Raw genomic sequence first — 17,051 nt, 5'->3', positions numbered from 1 at the left:
TCTAGCTCTCCTTTCTATACAGCCATACTTGCATTAAGGAAAATAACTGTTCTAAGTTAATGGGCTTACTTATATAATCCGTTGCTCCAGCATCTAAACATTCTTCTCTACTTCGTTTCATTGCCTTAGCTGTAAGGGCAATGATTGGTACTGTTTGAAATTCTGTCATTTGGCGAATTAGTCGCATTGCTTCAAACCCATCCATCTCAGGCATCATAATGTCCATTAAGATTAGGTCTGTATCTCGGTTTTCCTGTAATACCTCAATCCCTTCGCGACCATTTTCTGCTACAATGATATCCATTTCATACTTCTCAAGAGCGATTGTTAAAGCATAAACATTTCGGATATCATCATCCACAATGAGAACTTTCTTGTTTTTCAATGAAGAGATCCCTTGTTGGTTTATTCGATCTTCTATATCTTTAAGTGGGGCATCCTCATAAAGACTTATGGCCACTTCTTCCATAGTAGAATTCCCCACAATTTTATTGGTTGTTTGAAAGTACGGTAAATATAAAGTAAAGGTGCTTCCTTTTCCTTTCTTACTAGTTACTTCAATATATCCACCTAATAACTGCGCCATTTCTCGACTAATGGAAAGTCCTAATCCAGAACCGCCATATTGACGACTCGTCGTTCCATCTGCTTGTTTAAAGGCATCAAATATCGATTCTTGTTTGTCTCTATCAATGCCAATTCCCGTATCGATAACGGAGAAAGCAAGCATCGATTGCTCTCGAGCTTCGTTCTCCAAAAATTTCTCACTGACGTCTTTTATTACCTTCCGAACAACTAAGGACACACTGCCATTCTCCGTAAACTTAAAAGCATTTGAAAGGAGATTTTTTAAAATTTGCTGTAATCGTTGTTCATCCGTATAGAAAGTGTCTGATAAACTTGCTTCCATTTCAACAGTAAACTCAACATTCTTCTGACTTGCGATAGGATAAAATTGGCGTTCGATATAATCTTGCACATCTTGAAGTTCTACCACTTGAGGGTTCACATCTAATTTACCTGACTCCACTTTCGCTAAATCCAAAACATCGTTTATTAAATGAAGTAAATCATTACCAGATGAATAGATCGTCCGAATATACTCTTCCTGTTCAGCGGTAAGATTTCCATCCCCGTTTTCAGCGAGTATTTGCGCTAAAATTAGTAAACTATTAAGTGGTGTTCTTAACTCGTGGGACATATTGGCAAGAAACTCGGATTTATATTGAGAGCTAAGCTCTAGTAGTTGAGCTTTCTCTTCAAGCGCTTCCTTAACCTTTTCTATTTCTTTGTTCTTTTGTTCAGAGGCTATATACTGCTCTTCAAGTTTTTCATTCGTGGTCCTTAACTCTTCTTGTTGTAACTGCAGCTCTTCTGATTGGGCTTGAAGCTCTTCTGTCATTACTTGTGATTCCTGCAATAATCCTTCTGCTTTCATATGGCTAATAATACTATTTATTTTAATACCAATATTACTAATTACTGCTTCAAGGAGTTTTACCTGCAGGGGACTATATGACTCGAATGATGCAATTTCAATGACAGCAAGCACTTCATCCTCAAATTGTACAGGTAATATAATGATATTTTTCGGAGAAGCTGCTCCCGTGCCTGAGCTTATTTTTATGTAATGATCGGGGACAGCCTTCAGTAAGATTGAGCGCTGCTCTAGTGCACATTGGCCAACTAGACCCTCGCCAAATCGAAAACGCCTATCATTTTTACCATCATCTAAAAGAGCATAAGCAGAAATCTTTCTTAAATATTGCCCGTCCTCTTCCACTTCCTTAACATAGAAGATTCCGCAGCTTGCGCCAACCATCGGTACAAGCTTCGTAATTAACAATTCTGCTAACAAAGAAACATTTTCAACTTTTGGGTAAATGGTAGCAACCTCTGCAATTTTTGTATTTAGCCAGCTTTGGTCTTCTGCTTCTTCTTTTAATTGTTTCTCTAACTTACTATGCTCCTCAAGTGCATGTGCCATTTTATTAAAGGCAACAGCTATGTCACCCAGTTCACCTCTTGAGGAAATATCAATTCGGGGCAATGAATCAAAATCACTATTGGTAGCTCTTTTCATGACTGCAGTTATCTTGTTAAGGTTATTTGTCATTCCTCTAATAATCCAAATTGTAAAACCAATTCCAATCGATAAAGCAATGGCAAGATAAATGTAAATTATGGTAACAGCCCAGTTGTATGTATCTTTAGATCTTAAAAGTTCATTTTTCATCTTTTGTTCTTGCAATCCATAAAGAAGATCGGCAATTTGAATCATTCTCTGCCTAATAAGTTCTGAGTCAGACCAAAATACAGCAGGAATTTTATACTCACTATTTATTTTTTTTGCTGTCAATGCTTGCTGACCCATGTTTTTATATGATTCATGTAATGTTGAAAACTTTGCAATTAGTTCTTTAGATTTCTCTTGCTTGTCCATTTTTTCTAGTGATTCAATCGCAACGTGCAGATTGGTATGGGAATCTTCCCAAGAATTCGTCGCATTTAAATCGATACCATTTCCATGATCAGATAACATCGAAGATAGCTCTAGTCCTATTCTAGAAGTCTCATATTTAATATCTGAAGCCTTTTCGATTCTCTCATTTAAATCATTAACAACAACATTCATATTCACTGTGGTCTGTTCGAGCATGTTCATTAAAATGACAGCAATAATAAAAAATAACAGCAGTAATGACCCTATGCTCGTATAGAGTTTTGTTGTAAATTTCATATAACCTCCAGATATACTATCATTAAAAGTTTAATTTATTGATGTCAAAGATTAGTTGTCACAAAAAACAAAAAATTCAATATATATTTTTATTTATCAATTAACTTTCATATTTTTTAATTTTACTTTAAGTCATTATTATCGTCTACATAATAATTTTTTATAAAAATGTACTGCCTGGTATAATAATTCACTCATTACTACCTATTATAGGTAGATATTACCTTGACAGCATGTGAATTAACCCCAATTCCTGAGAGTCTTGAGAAATTATTTTACATGAGGTGTTTCAAAATTGTAATAAAAGTAAAAAAGCGGTTCAATTCTAATTTTAAGGAATTGAACCGCTTTGTGTTTATGATTTTGGATCCATCCACGGGTTTTTGCTCAGCTTTGGTCCGTATATTGTTTTTAATAATACATGGCCGCTGTCACTCACATACTCGATTAATGAAAACGCACCAGCTGGTGTTTCTACTTGGACATCAATTCTTACTGGGCTTTTTTTCAGCTCATTGACAATCTGGACACCCACATTCATTGGGAGCGGTTCAGGGGCACGAACGATGATATCGAGATCACTTTCTAAGGTTACTGTTTGTACGCTGCTGGCAAGCTCAAAGCCAACACTGCCTCCCGGTCCCCAGGAAAACCTGTATTTGTTAAATAGGTCTGCAGAAATTGTAAGAGACGAAAACACAGGAGACTGTTTATTTTCCCATAGGTACCTTTCAGTAAGATGTTCAGGTTTTATTTGCGGAATCACTTTATTATCCGGTAAAAACGCGGCAAATCGTTCATTTCTTTTTTTGCCCCTAATCCCGACAGCTACCTGCCCATGAGGAGCATTTGCCCTGCGGACAACGACAAATGGAGCAAGTTCAAGGGAAAGAACGGCCCATTCAGGGAGAGGAGAGTGGCTGATTAAATCCCTGCTGTTAATCTCCAGTATATCGTGTGGTTCTAAAACCATTGTTCTCTCAACTTTTCTCTGACCAAAATGGAAGCTGACCGTCCGCCGTTTCTTGCAAAAGTAGAAGTTAGCCGACTACTTAAATCCCTTGGGTTATTTTTTATGTCCGCGATTGCATCCATTAAATTACTGCGTACTGTCAGTAGGTCGGCTTCATTGGGATCATCTGCATTTACTCCGACTATTAGTTCATAAAGAGCGCCTAGTTTTTCAAAGGATCGGATATCATAAGCCATCGCCGGAACTTTTTTCGTTGCTTCTTCAAGCTCATCAATTGTTCGAAGCGTGATTCTTGCCGCCGATTTTTTGGACATTACATGCACATTTACACCCTCGTCATCTAAAGCGATCAAACGATTGGCCTGCAACCCATGGGAAAGAAATGCTCCTGAAATCGCCTTACCTGGAATAAATGCTATCACTGGATGGCCTGCTAATCTTGCTGATGCATAGGCATCCACAGCTGCTGCGCATGCCTGATGGATTCCCAAAAGTTCTTCACAATATCCATACGCCTGACTAGGTACATCAACAACTGCAACAATTGCCCGCTTCTCTTTATTTCGGTCCTCCTCGATTGCTTCCCTGATATACTTGGCGATTATCCATCCCTGCTCTAGTCCGAATTCACCAGTTCGGGCTCTTGGAAAGCGACTGTCTCTATCGGGCACAACTGCAAGGAAACGGGCAGCCTTATTGCCGATAAAGGAGTCGGCACAAAGCACCGAAGGGATTTCGCTAATATTCGGTGACCCCGATGCCAATAGTTTAAACCATTTTTGGCCCCTGCTTTTTATTTCATCAATCGGGACTTTTTTACTGCCGTGCTCGCCTTCCCCATCAACGATTAGGTCGGACTGCATCCATAAGCTTCTGACTGATTCCGGTCTTAGCTTCTCAGACAGATTAATAGATTCTAAAAAGGATAAATATCGATCAACCTGAGCACTTCTTGCGGTATCCCTTGTCCCCTTCACGATTTCAGAAAGTATAGACTGCTTTAATCTGCCGATATCATCTTCGACCAATATTTCTGCAAAGCCTGAAGCTGTTCTTTGATTTCCTCCGATCGTATTCCAAATCAGGCGGCGGTCCGTCGAATCGAATTCCTCGATGCCAGCTTCCTGCTCAATTACTTCCGGTCCATTTAAGCCGAGGCGTCCTTCGCGAGTCATGATTAATGAGCTGCATAAACCAGCAGTAATGGACATACCTCCAAAAGCACCGATTTTGCCTGGGATGATGCCAATGACAGGGACATATTCCTTAAGAGCAACAATCGCTGATCCGATTTCTGCAATAGACAATAGGCCATAGTTTGCCTCCTGCAGCCTGACTCCGCCTGTGTCGAATATAAGAATAGGGTAAATGCAGGTGCCGGATTGATTGTCCTTCAAAGCAAGCTCTAAAGCTCCTGCAATTTTAGCACCCGAAACTTCACCAATTCCTCCACCCTGAAAATTTCCTTCTATTGATATCACTAATAAAGAATGTCCATTCATTTCACCTCTGGCAATGATCACTCCATCATCGCTTTGCGGAACAATTCCTTGAGGTTCCAAGTGAGGTGATTCAATCCCTGTAAATGGATCCAGTAGTTCCCTAAAGCTGGAATCATCCAGTAAAAAATGTGCCCTTTCACGGCCACTACATTCTACAAAGCTAGTTTTTATTGTATTCAGCATTATTAGCCACCTCCAATGCTTGTGCTAGTCTTAATGTGACAACACCTGGAGTTGCTCCAAAATCATTAATCATAATTCTGGCAGATACAGCATTTTGTATAAAAAATCGTTCCAAGACCGATTTCCAAATTTCTTTATATCCTGTGGTTCCAGTTCGTATAGTTACTTCTGCAAAATCCCCATCAGTAGGTACCATTAAGATTTCAAGATCACCTGATCCAACTACTCCCACATGTGCTTGCGATTCAAGGATTTTAGTTGCGGGAAAACGAAATGTTAATCTTTCCAATTGGCAGTCCCCCATTTTTTATTATTAAGGCTATTTTCGCAAAGATTGTTGTTTTTCGTATAAGTTAATCAACCCGTATAAATAGATACTTCGTGGCACCTTTTCGTAAGAACATTTGCGAAAATTGCCAAGAAACTTAGTAAATGACCCTTATTAAGCTCCAAAAGCAACAAAGTTTACGAAAAGAGCCATTATTAATTAGCTAATGTGACTTGCGGATAAGTTTGATTCCTGGTATACAGATGAAGTGAATCGAGAAATAAAGTAGCCGCTAGAAGATCTGCGCTTCCACCTGGGGAAGCATTAGTCCAGCGCAATAATTGATCTAACTGCATTAAAACCTTCCAACCATTTACAGTCCATACTCCGCCTGATTTCAGGATTTCATTGGCAAGCTCCTTTGTACTGACCAGCGCTTTCAAACCCCCCCGGTGCAAAATACAAGTATCATCAAGACTAGCCATTAGCGCAATTAAGACGTTTAACCTGCAAAGATTTTCTGTTACACCACTTCTTCTTGACGCATAAAGAACAGGTAAGGCTATATTTCTTAAATGAGGGAACCCTTGCTGAGCTTCACCTTTGGCACCATTTACCCCGTATCTTACTTTTACATGCGCACCATTGGTTATTACTTTCGGTTGATTCCGATCTGGAAAGCGAGCAAGCTTTCCTGCGGACAATGCAATATTGTCCATAGAAGATTCTTCAGGGTTCATGGCTGAGCTCGAGACAAGCAGACCTAATGCCCAAATGGCCCCTTTATGTGTGTTAACCCCTCCGGTTGCTTCGAACATATCCTTTTCTCCTTGGCGTCCGATCGCGGCAATCTCTTCGCGCAGTTTCTGTGACGGCTTTCTGTTTGAGCTTGCCTTAGCAATCTCTCTGAATGTCCGCTCCAATGCTTTAGCCGATCTGATCATTAAATCTATCGACATGTCCGTATGCGATCCGGAATTTTCTTTATCAACGAGTCCTGGTTTTGGCGTCAGTTCTGCTTCCTCGATGAGCGATTGTACTGCAAGCCTTCCAAGATCCTGAATATTTGTTTGGATGTGATTCATCCTCTTCGGCCCCCTGTTACCAACTTCTAAATTTAGCCGGCGGCTCATATAATCCCTCTGACCATTCCACCAGCTCTTCAATATTTTTAGCTGCCAATAAGGAACGCTTTGCTTCTGTCCTTTTAATTCCGAGGTCTTCCGGAAGAGCAATCAGCCCTTCTCTTCTTAATTTATCAGTATTTTTCACGTTATGTTCCAATCCAATCGGGGTAACACCTGCGATTGCAGCAATCGCCTGTCTCCGCTCTTCCATGCTACTTGCTTTATACAAGTAGGCAATTCCTTCTTCGGTTACAATATGGGTAACATCCTGGCCGTAAATCATAACGGGTGCAACAGCAAGCCCTGCATCGTTTTTAACATCCACAGCATCCAAATTTTCAACGAAAATTGGTTTATTCCCCTTTTGAAATGTTTCGACGACCTGGACAACAAGTTTTCGGCCGCGTACTAGCGGATCGTCATCCGTTATCATGTCGAGCCACGCTTGGGAAGAGTGTCGCCTTCCCCCTGGGTCATGCCCCATATTGGGTGCACCTCCAAACCCTGCCAGCCTTCCTCGGGTAACGGTTGAGGAATTACCTGCGGCGTCTATTTGTAAACTGGAACCGACAAACAAATCAACCGCATATTGTCCCGCAAGCTGGCATAACGTACGGTTGGAACGCATACTTCCATCATGTCCTGTAAAAAATACGTCACGCCTTGCAGCCACATACTTTTCCATCCCTACCTCCCCTCCAAAACAATGGATACTCTCCACCCAGCCGCTTTCAATAGCAGGGATAAGCGTAGGGTGCGGGTTCAAGGCCCAGTGTTTGCATATTTTCCCCTTCAGTCCTAGTGACTCCCCGTATGTGGGAAGGAGCAGCTCAACAGCAGCTGTATTATAACCAATCCCATGATTCAGCGATTTCACCTGATGTTTTTCATAAATACCACGGATAATCATCATTGCTTGAAGTACCTGAATATCGGTAATATGACGGGGATCACGGGTGAAAAGAGGCTCAAGCTGGTACGGCTTATCAGCAACTACTACATAGTCGATCCAAGAACCTGGTATATCAACCCGCGGCAATTCATCTACCAATTCATTTACCTGTGCAATCACAATTCCATCTCGAAAAGCTGCTGCTTCAATAAGGGTCGGAGTCTCTTCCGTGTTAGCTCCTGTGTATAAATTACCTTCTGCATCTGCCTTGTCGGCTGCTACTAAAGCAACAGATGGAATCAAATCAATGAATAGCCTTCCATACAGTTCCACGTAGGTATGAATCTCACCCATGGTCAGCTTGCCATCTTCAAGCATTTGTGCCATTCGAAGGCTTTGTGGGCCTGCATAGGAAAAATCCACTTTTTTGGCAATGCCCGATTCAAACAAATCTAAATGCTCGGGACGAGATATACTCGACATAATCATATGTAAATCGTACAATTTTCTAGGATCTGCCTGGGCAAGGGCTGTAGAAAGGAAGGATGCCTGCTTTTGGTTATTCCCCTCCAACACGACGCGGTCTCCAGGCATGATCAATGTTTCAAGCGCCTCGACGATTTTGTTTGTAGGAATAATTCGGTTATTGGTTATACTTTGCATGTTCGCGATTCTTTTTCCTTTTGCTTCTAATCGGGTCTTCCAAGAACGTTGTTTGATTGTCTGCATTTAACTGTAACCCCTTTCAAATATTATTTTTTTTAAACCTAAGATTGATTTGAAATGAAACGATTGGCCAATAACAGACAATTCCTAAACCCATTTTCTTCAACAGAAAGTGCTCGGGCACCAGGCAAAGCTTTTTTTGCTAAACTTGCCAGCACGTTCCCTGGAGGCATTTCAATAAAAAGTCTTGTTCCATGTTCGCAAAGTATGGAAGAGATATCATGCCATTTGACTGGATGAGAAAGGTTAAAAGCAAGATCCTCTTTAATTTGTTCTGGTGATTTTAAAAGTCTTGCTGTCCGATTGCAGGCATAGGGAATAATTGGTGAACGAAAATGAACTTTTGAAAGTTCTTTGTATAATGAAACAGAAACCGGCTGGAGTAATGGGCAATGTGAAGGGACACTAATATTTAGAACATCCGCTTTTCTCGCCCCTATATCCCTGGCATGATGGATAACCCTGTCAACTCCCGTAATTGAACCTGAAATTGTAACTTGGTCGGGAGCATTAATATTTGCTAGGTAAATAGGATCCTTTTCACTAAAATAGCACTTTACTATTTCTTTCATTGTTCGTTCGTCGATTCCTGTTACAACACCCATCCCGTATCCAGACGGAAAGGCCTGTTCCATCAATTGCCCTCTAAGCTTCACCAGCCTAATAGCATCAGCAAATTCAATCGCCTTGCATGCGACCGCTGCACTGAATGAGCCGACAGAATGGCCTGCTGCAATATCTGGAAGTACTCCTTCCGATGCAAATGCTTTTAAAACTGCAACAGAGGAAACAAGTATTGAAAGCTGCACTGAAATCGTCGACTCCAATGCAGCCATCGAATCTAGTTTGTATACGCTTTCACCAAGGATATCACTAGCTTGCTCCATGACCTCTGAAATAACAGGGTGATCCTGCAGATGATGAAGCATATTCGGCTTTTGGGATCCTTGGCCAGGAAATAAGAATGCTAGTTTCATCTTTCATCCACCTTCTTAGGCAATGTCAATACAATTCTATTGAGCTAACTTTTTTCTAATGCTGGAAATAACATCTTGGTTATGGCTGGTTAATAACTCTGCGGCCTCTGCTATTTTGTCCTTAGTCAATAGGTCAATCAATCTTTCGTGTTCATCTACTGATTTTTCAATGTTTCCGTTGTTTGCGAATGAAAGACTTTGGATCCTAAGCAACGGCCAGCCCAAACGGGAATACATTGTTTTAATTGTTTCGCTTTTACTCATCTCCACAATTTTCATATGAAAGGAGTGATTTAACTGGGTATACAGATGAACATCCGTAATATCCTTCATTTCTTTCAAAATAGCAGCCATTTTTTGCAAGCAACCATGATCCGTACCGTTTCTCCGAATCCGTTCGATGGCCATTGTTTCAAGCATATTACGAATTTCGAGGAGATCATAAATTTCATTCTCTGTATAATCTTTTACCACCGCTCCCTTCCGCGGTATTCTTTCCACAAGACCTTCAATTGAGAGTAAATAAATGGCCTCCCGGACTGGGGCACGGCTTGTTCCATACTCCTCTGCATAAATATGTTCAATCAGCTTTTCCCCTGGTACTAACTCCCCCTTAATTATTTGCTCAGTAATATGTTCAGCTATATGGTTTGATAGAGCATTTTCATTAATTTTACGAGATTGCATGACTCTGTCTCCTCCTAATAGAAAATTTGGTCGACTGTCGATTTTTTTAATTATAACGTGACCCATTAGAAAATTCAATATTTTTAGAAAATTTTAAAAATGAATTGACACATTCTTTTCTTTCGTTTTATTATGGATTTTAGAATACAGTCGACTGTTGATTCTAAGTTTGAAAACGCTTACTCATCTTTTGGTCTTTCAATCTCTCCTCTTGTCTAGACAAGCATTGTTTTGTTTTCTCTCCGCGTTATAGCTTTTTGTCTCTTTTGTCTAAAGCAAAAAAATTGAAAAGGAGAAATTCTATGATCATTTTTGGTGTCGCTTTATTATCAATTTGCTTTTTAGCAGGGGTATTTTTTGGGGATCTCCTAGGGGACATACTTGGTATTGACGCCAATGTCGGCGGGGTCGGTTTTGCCATGCTGTTGCTGATTCTGATTGTGGAATACCTGAAAAAGAAAGAAAAGTTAAACAAACAGACGCAAGAAGGATTGGCTTTTTGGAGTGGAATGTACATCCCGATTGTTGTTGCCATGTCGGCACAGCAAAATGTCGTAGCAGCTCTTGATGGGGGAGTACTTGCAATTACTGCAGGTGTGGTCGTAGTCCTAATTAGTTGGGCAGTTGTTCCCCTTCTTAGCAGGGGCGGTACAATTAATGAGTCTCATGAAAGTGAATTGATTGGAGGCGAGCAGCGTGTTAGAAACATTAGGTAGTGTTTTTCAAAATAATGGTTTAATTGTTTCTTTTGCCATTGTTGGCTTTACTATGTATCTCTCTTATTTCATTTCTGACAAGTTAACAAAAGGGCGGATTCACGGATCAGCTATTGCCATCACCCTCGGCCTTGTGCTTGCTTATATAGGGGGAGTAATTACAGGGGGAGAGAAAGGAATTGCAGACATAAGCCTCTTTACAGGAATCGGTCTGATGGGCGGCGGTATGCTCCGGGACTTTGCGATTGTTGCTACTGCTTTTGGAGCAAACTTCAGTGAAATTAAAAAGGCTGGAGTAAATGGAGTCTTATCTCTGTTTATTGGTGTGATTCTCTCCTTTATTGTCGGAGTATGTATTGCATTGGCATTCGGATATAAAGACGCGGTTAGCTTAACTACGATAGGTGCAGGAACAGCCACCTACATAGTGGGTCCTGTTACAGGAACAGCAATAGGGGCAAGCTCTGAAGTCATTACCATAAGTATTGCTGCCGGGCTTATAAAATCAATCCTTACAATGATCGGCACCCCATTCGTAGCAAAATATATCGGGTTAAACAACCCGCGTACGGCAATGGTATATGGAGGATTAATGGGAACAACAAGCGGGGTCGCCGGAGGATTGGCCGCAACAGACCCAAAACTTGTTCCCTACGGAGCAGTAACCGCCACTTTTTATACTGGCTTAGGCTGCCTGCTTGGCCCTTCCGTATTATTTTTGGTAACAAAAGCATTTTTTGCATGATCGATGAACTATCTTCTGGTAAACGTTAATACTCATTAACAAGGTTATTTTTGATGGAGAACTGGTCAATAACCATTTTAATTCTTTTGTAAAAATAGGAGCCTTTCCTTATGGAGAGGCTCTTTACCAGTTTAAGGTGTCAACTCTACCATCTCTCAGGAAAGCATCATAATTCCAGTTTCCCAGGAGCAAGTTGAGGTAAACAAGCACTCTACGAAGTTAAAGCACACGGGTCAGGCACTAAATCTACGGTTCTAATAAATATAACCGAATTCTCGTTAGAATAGTCACCTTAGCTTGCGAATGGTCTCGAAATTAACCCCAGGCTTAATATAAAGAAACGTGTTGATAGTCCTAACTACTTATTAAAAATCCAGAATTTAACAGGATATATGTACTAAAAAATATAGTTAAATAAGGTAATATTGTATCAATTTTCCAAATTTATAGTATTTTCAGTTAATAACTATTATTCTCTCTGGTAAACTATTCATTGGCACCACATATTTTTCCAAATACATAAAGATAAAGGTGGGACCAATTAAATATTGGAGGGAATTTAAATGAAAAAGTTTACAAAGGTTGTCATCCCAACGGCAATGGCACTAACCATGACACTATCCTCTACTGCGATGGCTGAGCCTCAGTCAAAACCAAACGGACCTTATATTGAGGATGAGCAAAACATCTCTCTGTCCAGTTATATGTCAAATGAGGAATTAGCCAGCACTCTAGAAAAACTTCAGGCGTCTTCTAAAGGCAAAATGAAATTAGAGATTGCAGGATATTCCAATCAATCTCCAGATGGATACAAAACCGAAACGGACAAAGGAGATCCCTTATATGTGGTAAAATTCGGTGATGCCGATCCAAACAAAAAAAGAATCTTAATTACAACTCAAATTCATGGTAACGAGCAAATCGGCACAGAAGCTGCCATTGACATTATCCAAAAGCTTTCAAGCGGTGGTAAGGAAATTAACGATATTCTTGATAAAGTTTCCATTTGGATCATGCCCCGAATTAATCCCGAAGGAGCTGATAACCAATTCGAAGGAAAATGGTACCCAACTCGATATACTCACCAAACATGGCTACCAGAAAATATTTCACTTCCAGCAGGTACAAAGGCACCATGGTATTACAATTCAGATGGCAGTGAACGGGGTCAGACAGATGAAGGCCGTGTAGTTTATGGTATCCCTGGTTATGACCAGAACAGAGATTATAATCCAAATTTAGATTTTAGGGTCGAAAATGCGGACAAAGCCGAAGTAGCATCATTTTTGAATAACAAAACAACAAATAACAGCAGCAATGGCGGCTTTTTTGTAACAGCTGAAGCCAGAACGGTTTCAGGCGTCTTTAAAGAATTTAAACCGGATGTGTATGTTGACGTGCACCATCGCGGATTTAATACTCTATCAGATGAGGATAACAGATCTGTTCCAGTACAAGTAGCGGCTGTAGTGGCTGATCCTTACAAAGATCCGTTCTCAGGTAAAACCTATGAAGTAGATGAAGACGTATTGAAATTCGGCAAACAAGTCAATGCCCTCGCATCTCTTGCCCTTCAGAGAGGGTATTCACAGTATGGGGCCGTTCAAAAATATCCAGATGTTAACCTTCCTGGTACCGCACTTGGAGCATTTGCTTTAAATGATACTTCCATCATGTTGATTGAAATCAAGGGCCAAAGCCAGACTCTAGGACAAAAACAGTCCGGTATGTTGAAAGAAACCGTAAAAGTTCCATTATATGAGGTATTTAAAGGGCTAGCTGACGGCTCGATTAACGACATAGATCCTGCGATTTATGATGCCATTCCAGAAGCTACTAATAGAATTACGGATCCTACAACAAGAGATTAATATATAAGTCTTAAATTTAAACGGTGCCTATAAAATTTATAGGCTCTGTTGTTCCTTTTCTATTAATTGAAACGAGGAAATACTAAATGACCGAACATGTGGGACATATTCGGTCATTCTCCTATTACCATATTATGTGAAAACTTTCTTCAATACGTTACACTGTAAAATGTTCCTCTCCAGAATGATTCCTTTTTCCCATGATTATTCAATACAAATACTTATCTATGCATGAAAGGTACGGCTATAAAGAGTGTACTTTTCAATTCGTTGACGATTCGGTTCATACCCGATTCCGGGTTGTTTTGGAATGGTAATCATCCCATCCTCCACGACTACCTCAGGATCAATAATATCTTCCTTCCAGTAACGCTCAGATGCAGCCGTATCACCCGGAAGAGTAAAATTAGACAGGCTTGTGATCGCAATATTATGTGCCCTTCCAACTCCAGCTTCAAGCATACCTCCACACCAGACTGGAATACCATTAGCCGCACATAAATCATGGATTTTTTTAGATTCTGTTAAGCCTCCAACACGTCCGATCTTAATGTTAATGATTTTACAGCTTCCTAGATAGATGGCTTTTCTCACATCTTCAATACTATGGATACTTTCATCCAAGCATATCGGTGTCTCAATTTGCGCCTGAAGCTGTGCGTGATCGACGATATCATCAAAGCCCAATGGCTGCTCGATCATCATTAAATTGAATTGATCCATCGCCTTTAGGGTTTCGATATCATCTAAGGTATAAGCCGTATTTGCGTCAGCCATTAATGGAATATCTGGGTAGTATTTTCGAATCTCCGCTAAAATATTTACATCCCAACCTGGTTGAATTTTTACTTTAATGCGTTTATATCCTTCTTGTAAATAACCCTCTATCAAAGATAATAATTCTTCGACATTGTCCTGGATCCCAATACTGACGCCGACTTCAATTTTTTCTAAGGATCCTCCGAGGGCACTCGCAAGACTTACTCCCTGCTGTTTAGCATAGGCATCCCAAATGGCTCCTTCAAGGGCAGCCTTTGCCATATAATTTCCACGAATATGGTGAAAGCGTTCTGAGACCTCATCCGGATGAGAAATTGGCTCCTTCAGAAGAATTGGTATCAAAAAATCCTCCATCATATGCCAATTGGTTTTGACTGTCTCTTCTTTATAAGTAGCATCTATCGCAGCAACTGACTCCGCCCATCCCGTAATACCATCCTTTGTAATGACTTCCACCAAAATAAAATCTTTATCATATTCCGTCCCAACAGCTGTGGTAAAGGGGTGTAAAAGATCCATTTTCATATGTCTTAACACGATTCGTTGTATTTCCATACTATTTATCCCTCACTCCGTTAAGTATGTTTCTTTTCTAATACATAATGATGGAGGTAAGGATGATCACTCTTCCGTAATGCTGTAACCATCCACCCTTTGCTCAAATAATGGGTAAAAACCTCTCGTGTTTTCAGTCTCCATTCTAATGCCGCTTTTAAATTATTAGATTTAATCGTTTGGAATTGATTAGGAATTGGCACATATAGAACATTCGCTTCCTTCTCGCTATCAAGTAAGACCGCTTTCGGAACTGGGTAGCCTTGGGCATCCTCCTCTACATGAATCAAGAAGGGCACTTCTTGGTTATCAATAAAATCTTCCCTCCGCTTAGATGTTTCCTCAGCTATGTTCCATTCCACTAAAAAGCGATCAGATGGCAAGCCGGCGTTAAGGATGTCAGGCATATCACCGTAACAATTCTCAATGTACTGCGTACATACGCCGCCTAATTTGCTTAAATTAAGATAGCCATTGACCGTTTCCAGTGGATCATACGTCCATGTGATTAATCGATAGCCCATGTTAAGAGCCTCTTCTCGCTGCCTTAATTTTAATTTTTCGCCAATTCCCATTTTCCGAAAATCTGGGTGAATCCCCATACTGTGCGAACAAAGATAGACACTTGACCCATTAAATCCTGGAAAACTATATTGAAATCCAATTAATTGTACGCCAGAAAAAGCGCCGATCACCATCCCGCCATTTTTTACAACAGCGATACTATGGTTAACTGGGACCGGATCCTCATCAGACCAAATCAAACTTTCTAAGTCTCTAACGGCAGTCAATTCTTCTGCCGTATGTAACATGCGTATTATTATCGGTTCTTGTAAATCCATTTTGAGTAACGATCCTCCTGTCCTTGATTAAATGACACTTTTAAGAAAGCTTTTTAAACGATCGCTATTAGGATTGCTGAATAGTTGAAGTGGCGGTCCTTGTTCTTCGATGACACCGTCACACATATAAATGACGCGATCGGCCACTTCTCTAGCAAACTTCATTTCGTGAGTTACAATCAGCATCGTCATTCCTTCTTCTGCTAAACCCTTCATAACATTAAGAACCTCACTAACTAGTTCTGGATCTAACGCAGAGGTCGGCTCATCAAAGAGCATAATTTTCGGATTCATTGCCATTGCTCGTGCAATCGCGACCCGCTGCTGCTGACCTCCGGAAAGTTTTCTTGGATATACATCCTTTTTATCCTTTAGACCCACCCTTTCCAGGAGCGCTAAGGCATGTTCAACAGTTTCTCCTTTAGGCTTCTTTAATGCCTGAATTGGCGCTTCAATAATGTTTTGTAACACTGTCAGGTGCGGGAACAAATTAAATTGTTGAAATACCATCCCTACTTCCCGTCTAATCTGTTGAATACTCCGCGGCGAATAGTTTAATTCCGTCCCATCTATCGAAATTAGACCAGATGATAGGGTCTCAAGACCGTTCAAACAGCGAAGAAGCGTACTTTTCCCCGAACCGCTTGAACCAATCAGGGCAACCACCTCACCAGGATACACCTGTAAATTAATCCCTTTTAACACTTCCAATTGTTTAAAACTTTTATGAACATTTTCAATTTCGATAATTGGGCGAAGATGATCTTTCACTTTATTTGACACGGGTAGGTCCTCCCTTGACTAACGTTCACTAACCGACAACCTAAATTCTACTTTTCTTAGGAAAAAGGAAAAGATCGTTGTCATCACTAAGTAAAGAACGGCTGCAGTAATATAGAATTCAATAAATGCATAATTTGTTGATGCAAATCTTTGTGAGGTCATCATTAATTCTGATAAAGTGACAAGAGAGGCAAGCGATGAATCTTTTAGAAGTGTAATAGACTCATTGCCAATCGCAGGGATGCTAACTCTTAATGCCTGTGGAAGAATAATTCTTCGCATGATGGTTGGATAGCTCAATCCTAACGACTGGGCGGCTTCCATCTGGCCCTTAGGAATGGACAAGATTCCTCCTCTTAGAATTTCGGCAATATAGGCTCCGGCATTTATTCCTAATGCAAGTACGGAGGCGGTAAAGGGATTCAATTCAATTCCGATTTGCGGAAGGCCAAAGTAAACAAGAAATAGTTGGACCAAAAGAGGTGTCCCTCTAAGAACCCAAATATAAAAGTCTGCGAACAAAGACAAGACTTTAAATTTTGAAATCTTCAAGATTACGATGATAATTCCCATAACTAACCCTAGGACTAAGGAAAGAATCGAGATTTCAAGTGTCATTAGTGATGCCTCGAGTAAAAATGGAATGTATTGGGTAACAAGAGAAAAATCTAACATATCATTTGC

General features: G+C 40.4%; 15 protein-coding genes. 3 read left to right on the top strand and 12 right to left on the bottom strand.

From position 1 onward, the window contains the following. Position 1 precedes the first annotated feature (1 nt). The 8 genes from ACJ004_RS21615 to ACJ004_RS21580 form a co-directional block, all read right to left on the bottom strand. Positions 2 to 2,740, bottom strand: coding sequence for an ATP-binding protein (locus tag ACJ004_RS21615; protein WP_410895204.1), 2,739 nt, complete (start codon positions 2,738 to 2,740; stop codon positions 2 to 4). A 355-nt stretch (positions 2,741 to 3,095) separates the two neighbouring features. After that, entirely contained in the window at positions 3,096 to 3,713 is a 618-nt protein-coding gene (locus ACJ004_RS21610) for a malonate decarboxylase holo-ACP synthase (protein ID WP_410895203.1), read from the bottom strand. After that, positions 3,704 to 5,398 (bottom strand): biotin-independent malonate decarboxylase subunit beta, encoded by a 1,695-nt coding sequence (gene mdcD, locus ACJ004_RS21605; RefSeq protein WP_410895202.1) that lies wholly within the window; start codon positions 5,396 to 5,398, stop codon positions 3,704 to 3,706. Before mdcD ends, ACJ004_RS21610 begins: the two co-directional genes overlap by 10 nt. Continuing rightward, positions 5,376 to 5,687: a malonate decarboxylase subunit delta gene (locus tag ACJ004_RS21600; protein WP_410895201.1), complete on the bottom strand. Its 312-nt coding sequence runs from the start codon at positions 5,685 to 5,687 to the stop codon at positions 5,376 to 5,378. Before ACJ004_RS21600 ends, mdcD begins: the two co-directional genes overlap by 23 nt. Positions 5,688 to 5,881: 194 nt before the next feature. After that, positions 5,882 to 6,751: a triphosphoribosyl-dephospho-CoA synthase gene (locus ACJ004_RS21595; protein WP_410895200.1), complete on the bottom strand. Its 870-nt coding sequence runs from the start codon at positions 6,749 to 6,751 to the stop codon at positions 5,882 to 5,884. A 16-nt stretch (positions 6,752 to 6,767) separates the two neighbouring features. Beyond that, positions 6,768 to 8,414: a malonate decarboxylase subunit alpha gene (gene mdcA / locus ACJ004_RS21590; protein WP_410895199.1), complete on the bottom strand. Its 1,647-nt coding sequence runs from the start codon at positions 8,412 to 8,414 to the stop codon at positions 6,768 to 6,770. A gap of 38 nt (positions 8,415 to 8,452) precedes the next feature. After that, the gene (gene mdcH / locus ACJ004_RS21585) at positions 8,453 to 9,388 is read right to left on the bottom strand and encodes a malonate decarboxylase subunit epsilon (RefSeq protein WP_410895198.1); all 936 of its coding nucleotides are present in this window, start codon (positions 9,386 to 9,388) and stop codon (positions 8,453 to 8,455) included. 36 nt (positions 9,389 to 9,424) lie between these two features. Further along, complete coding sequence (locus ACJ004_RS21580; protein WP_410895197.1) at positions 9,425 to 10,075, bottom strand: GntR family transcriptional regulator; 651 nt, start codon at positions 10,073 to 10,075, stop codon at positions 9,425 to 9,427. Between the two features lie 302 nt (positions 10,076 to 10,377). Between ACJ004_RS21580 and madL the strand changes: the two genes are divergently transcribed. The 3 genes from madL to ACJ004_RS21565 all read left to right on the top strand — a co-directional run bounded on the left by madL (position 10,378) and on the right by ACJ004_RS21565 (position 13,407). Next, positions 10,378 to 10,791 (top strand): malonate transporter subunit MadL, encoded by a 414-nt coding sequence (gene madL / locus ACJ004_RS21575; protein WP_410895196.1) that lies wholly within the window; start codon positions 10,378 to 10,380, stop codon positions 10,789 to 10,791. Beyond that, on the top strand, positions 10,772 to 11,536 hold the full coding sequence (madM, locus tag ACJ004_RS21570; RefSeq protein WP_410895195.1) for a malonate transporter subunit MadM: 765 nt from the start codon (positions 10,772 to 10,774) through the stop codon (positions 11,534 to 11,536). The genes madL and madM overlap by 20 nt, the downstream gene beginning before the upstream one ends. A 563-nt stretch (positions 11,537 to 12,099) precedes the next feature. Then, entirely contained in the window at positions 12,100 to 13,407 is a 1,308-nt protein-coding gene (locus ACJ004_RS21565; protein WP_410895194.1) for a M14 family zinc carboxypeptidase, read from the top strand. A gap of 225 nt (positions 13,408 to 13,632) precedes the next feature. Here ACJ004_RS21565 and menC read toward each other — a convergent pair whose 3' ends face one another. From menC to ACJ004_RS21545, 4 genes are read right to left on the bottom strand one after another with little or no spacing between them, the layout of a single operon-like run. Continuing rightward, entirely contained in the window at positions 13,633 to 14,742 is a 1,110-nt protein-coding gene (menC, locus tag ACJ004_RS21560; RefSeq protein WP_410895193.1) for an o-succinylbenzoate synthase, read from the bottom strand. A gap of 20 nt (positions 14,743 to 14,762) precedes the next feature. Next, positions 14,763 to 15,584, bottom strand: a complete 822-nt coding sequence (locus tag ACJ004_RS21555) for a GNAT family N-acetyltransferase (protein WP_410895192.1) — start codon at positions 15,582 to 15,584, stop codon at positions 14,763 to 14,765. Positions 15,585 to 15,611: 27 nt separating this feature from the next. Continuing rightward, complete coding sequence (locus ACJ004_RS21550) at positions 15,612 to 16,334, bottom strand: amino acid ABC transporter ATP-binding protein (RefSeq protein WP_410895264.1); 723 nt, start codon at positions 16,332 to 16,334, stop codon at positions 15,612 to 15,614. 51 nt (positions 16,335 to 16,385) lie between these two features. Then, the gene (locus tag ACJ004_RS21545) at positions 16,386 to 17,042 is read right to left on the bottom strand and encodes an amino acid ABC transporter permease (RefSeq protein WP_410895191.1); all 657 of its coding nucleotides are present in this window, start codon (positions 17,040 to 17,042) and stop codon (positions 16,386 to 16,388) included. Positions 17,043 to 17,051 lie beyond the last annotated feature (9 nt).

This window comes from Neobacillus sp. 204 (genome assembly GCF_046562815.1).
GTDB lineage: Bacteria > Bacillota > Bacilli > Bacillales > Cytobacillaceae > Neobacillus.
The sequence above is the reverse complement of the archived record's forward strand: the minus strand, read 5'-3'. Positions and strand labels throughout refer to the sequence as shown.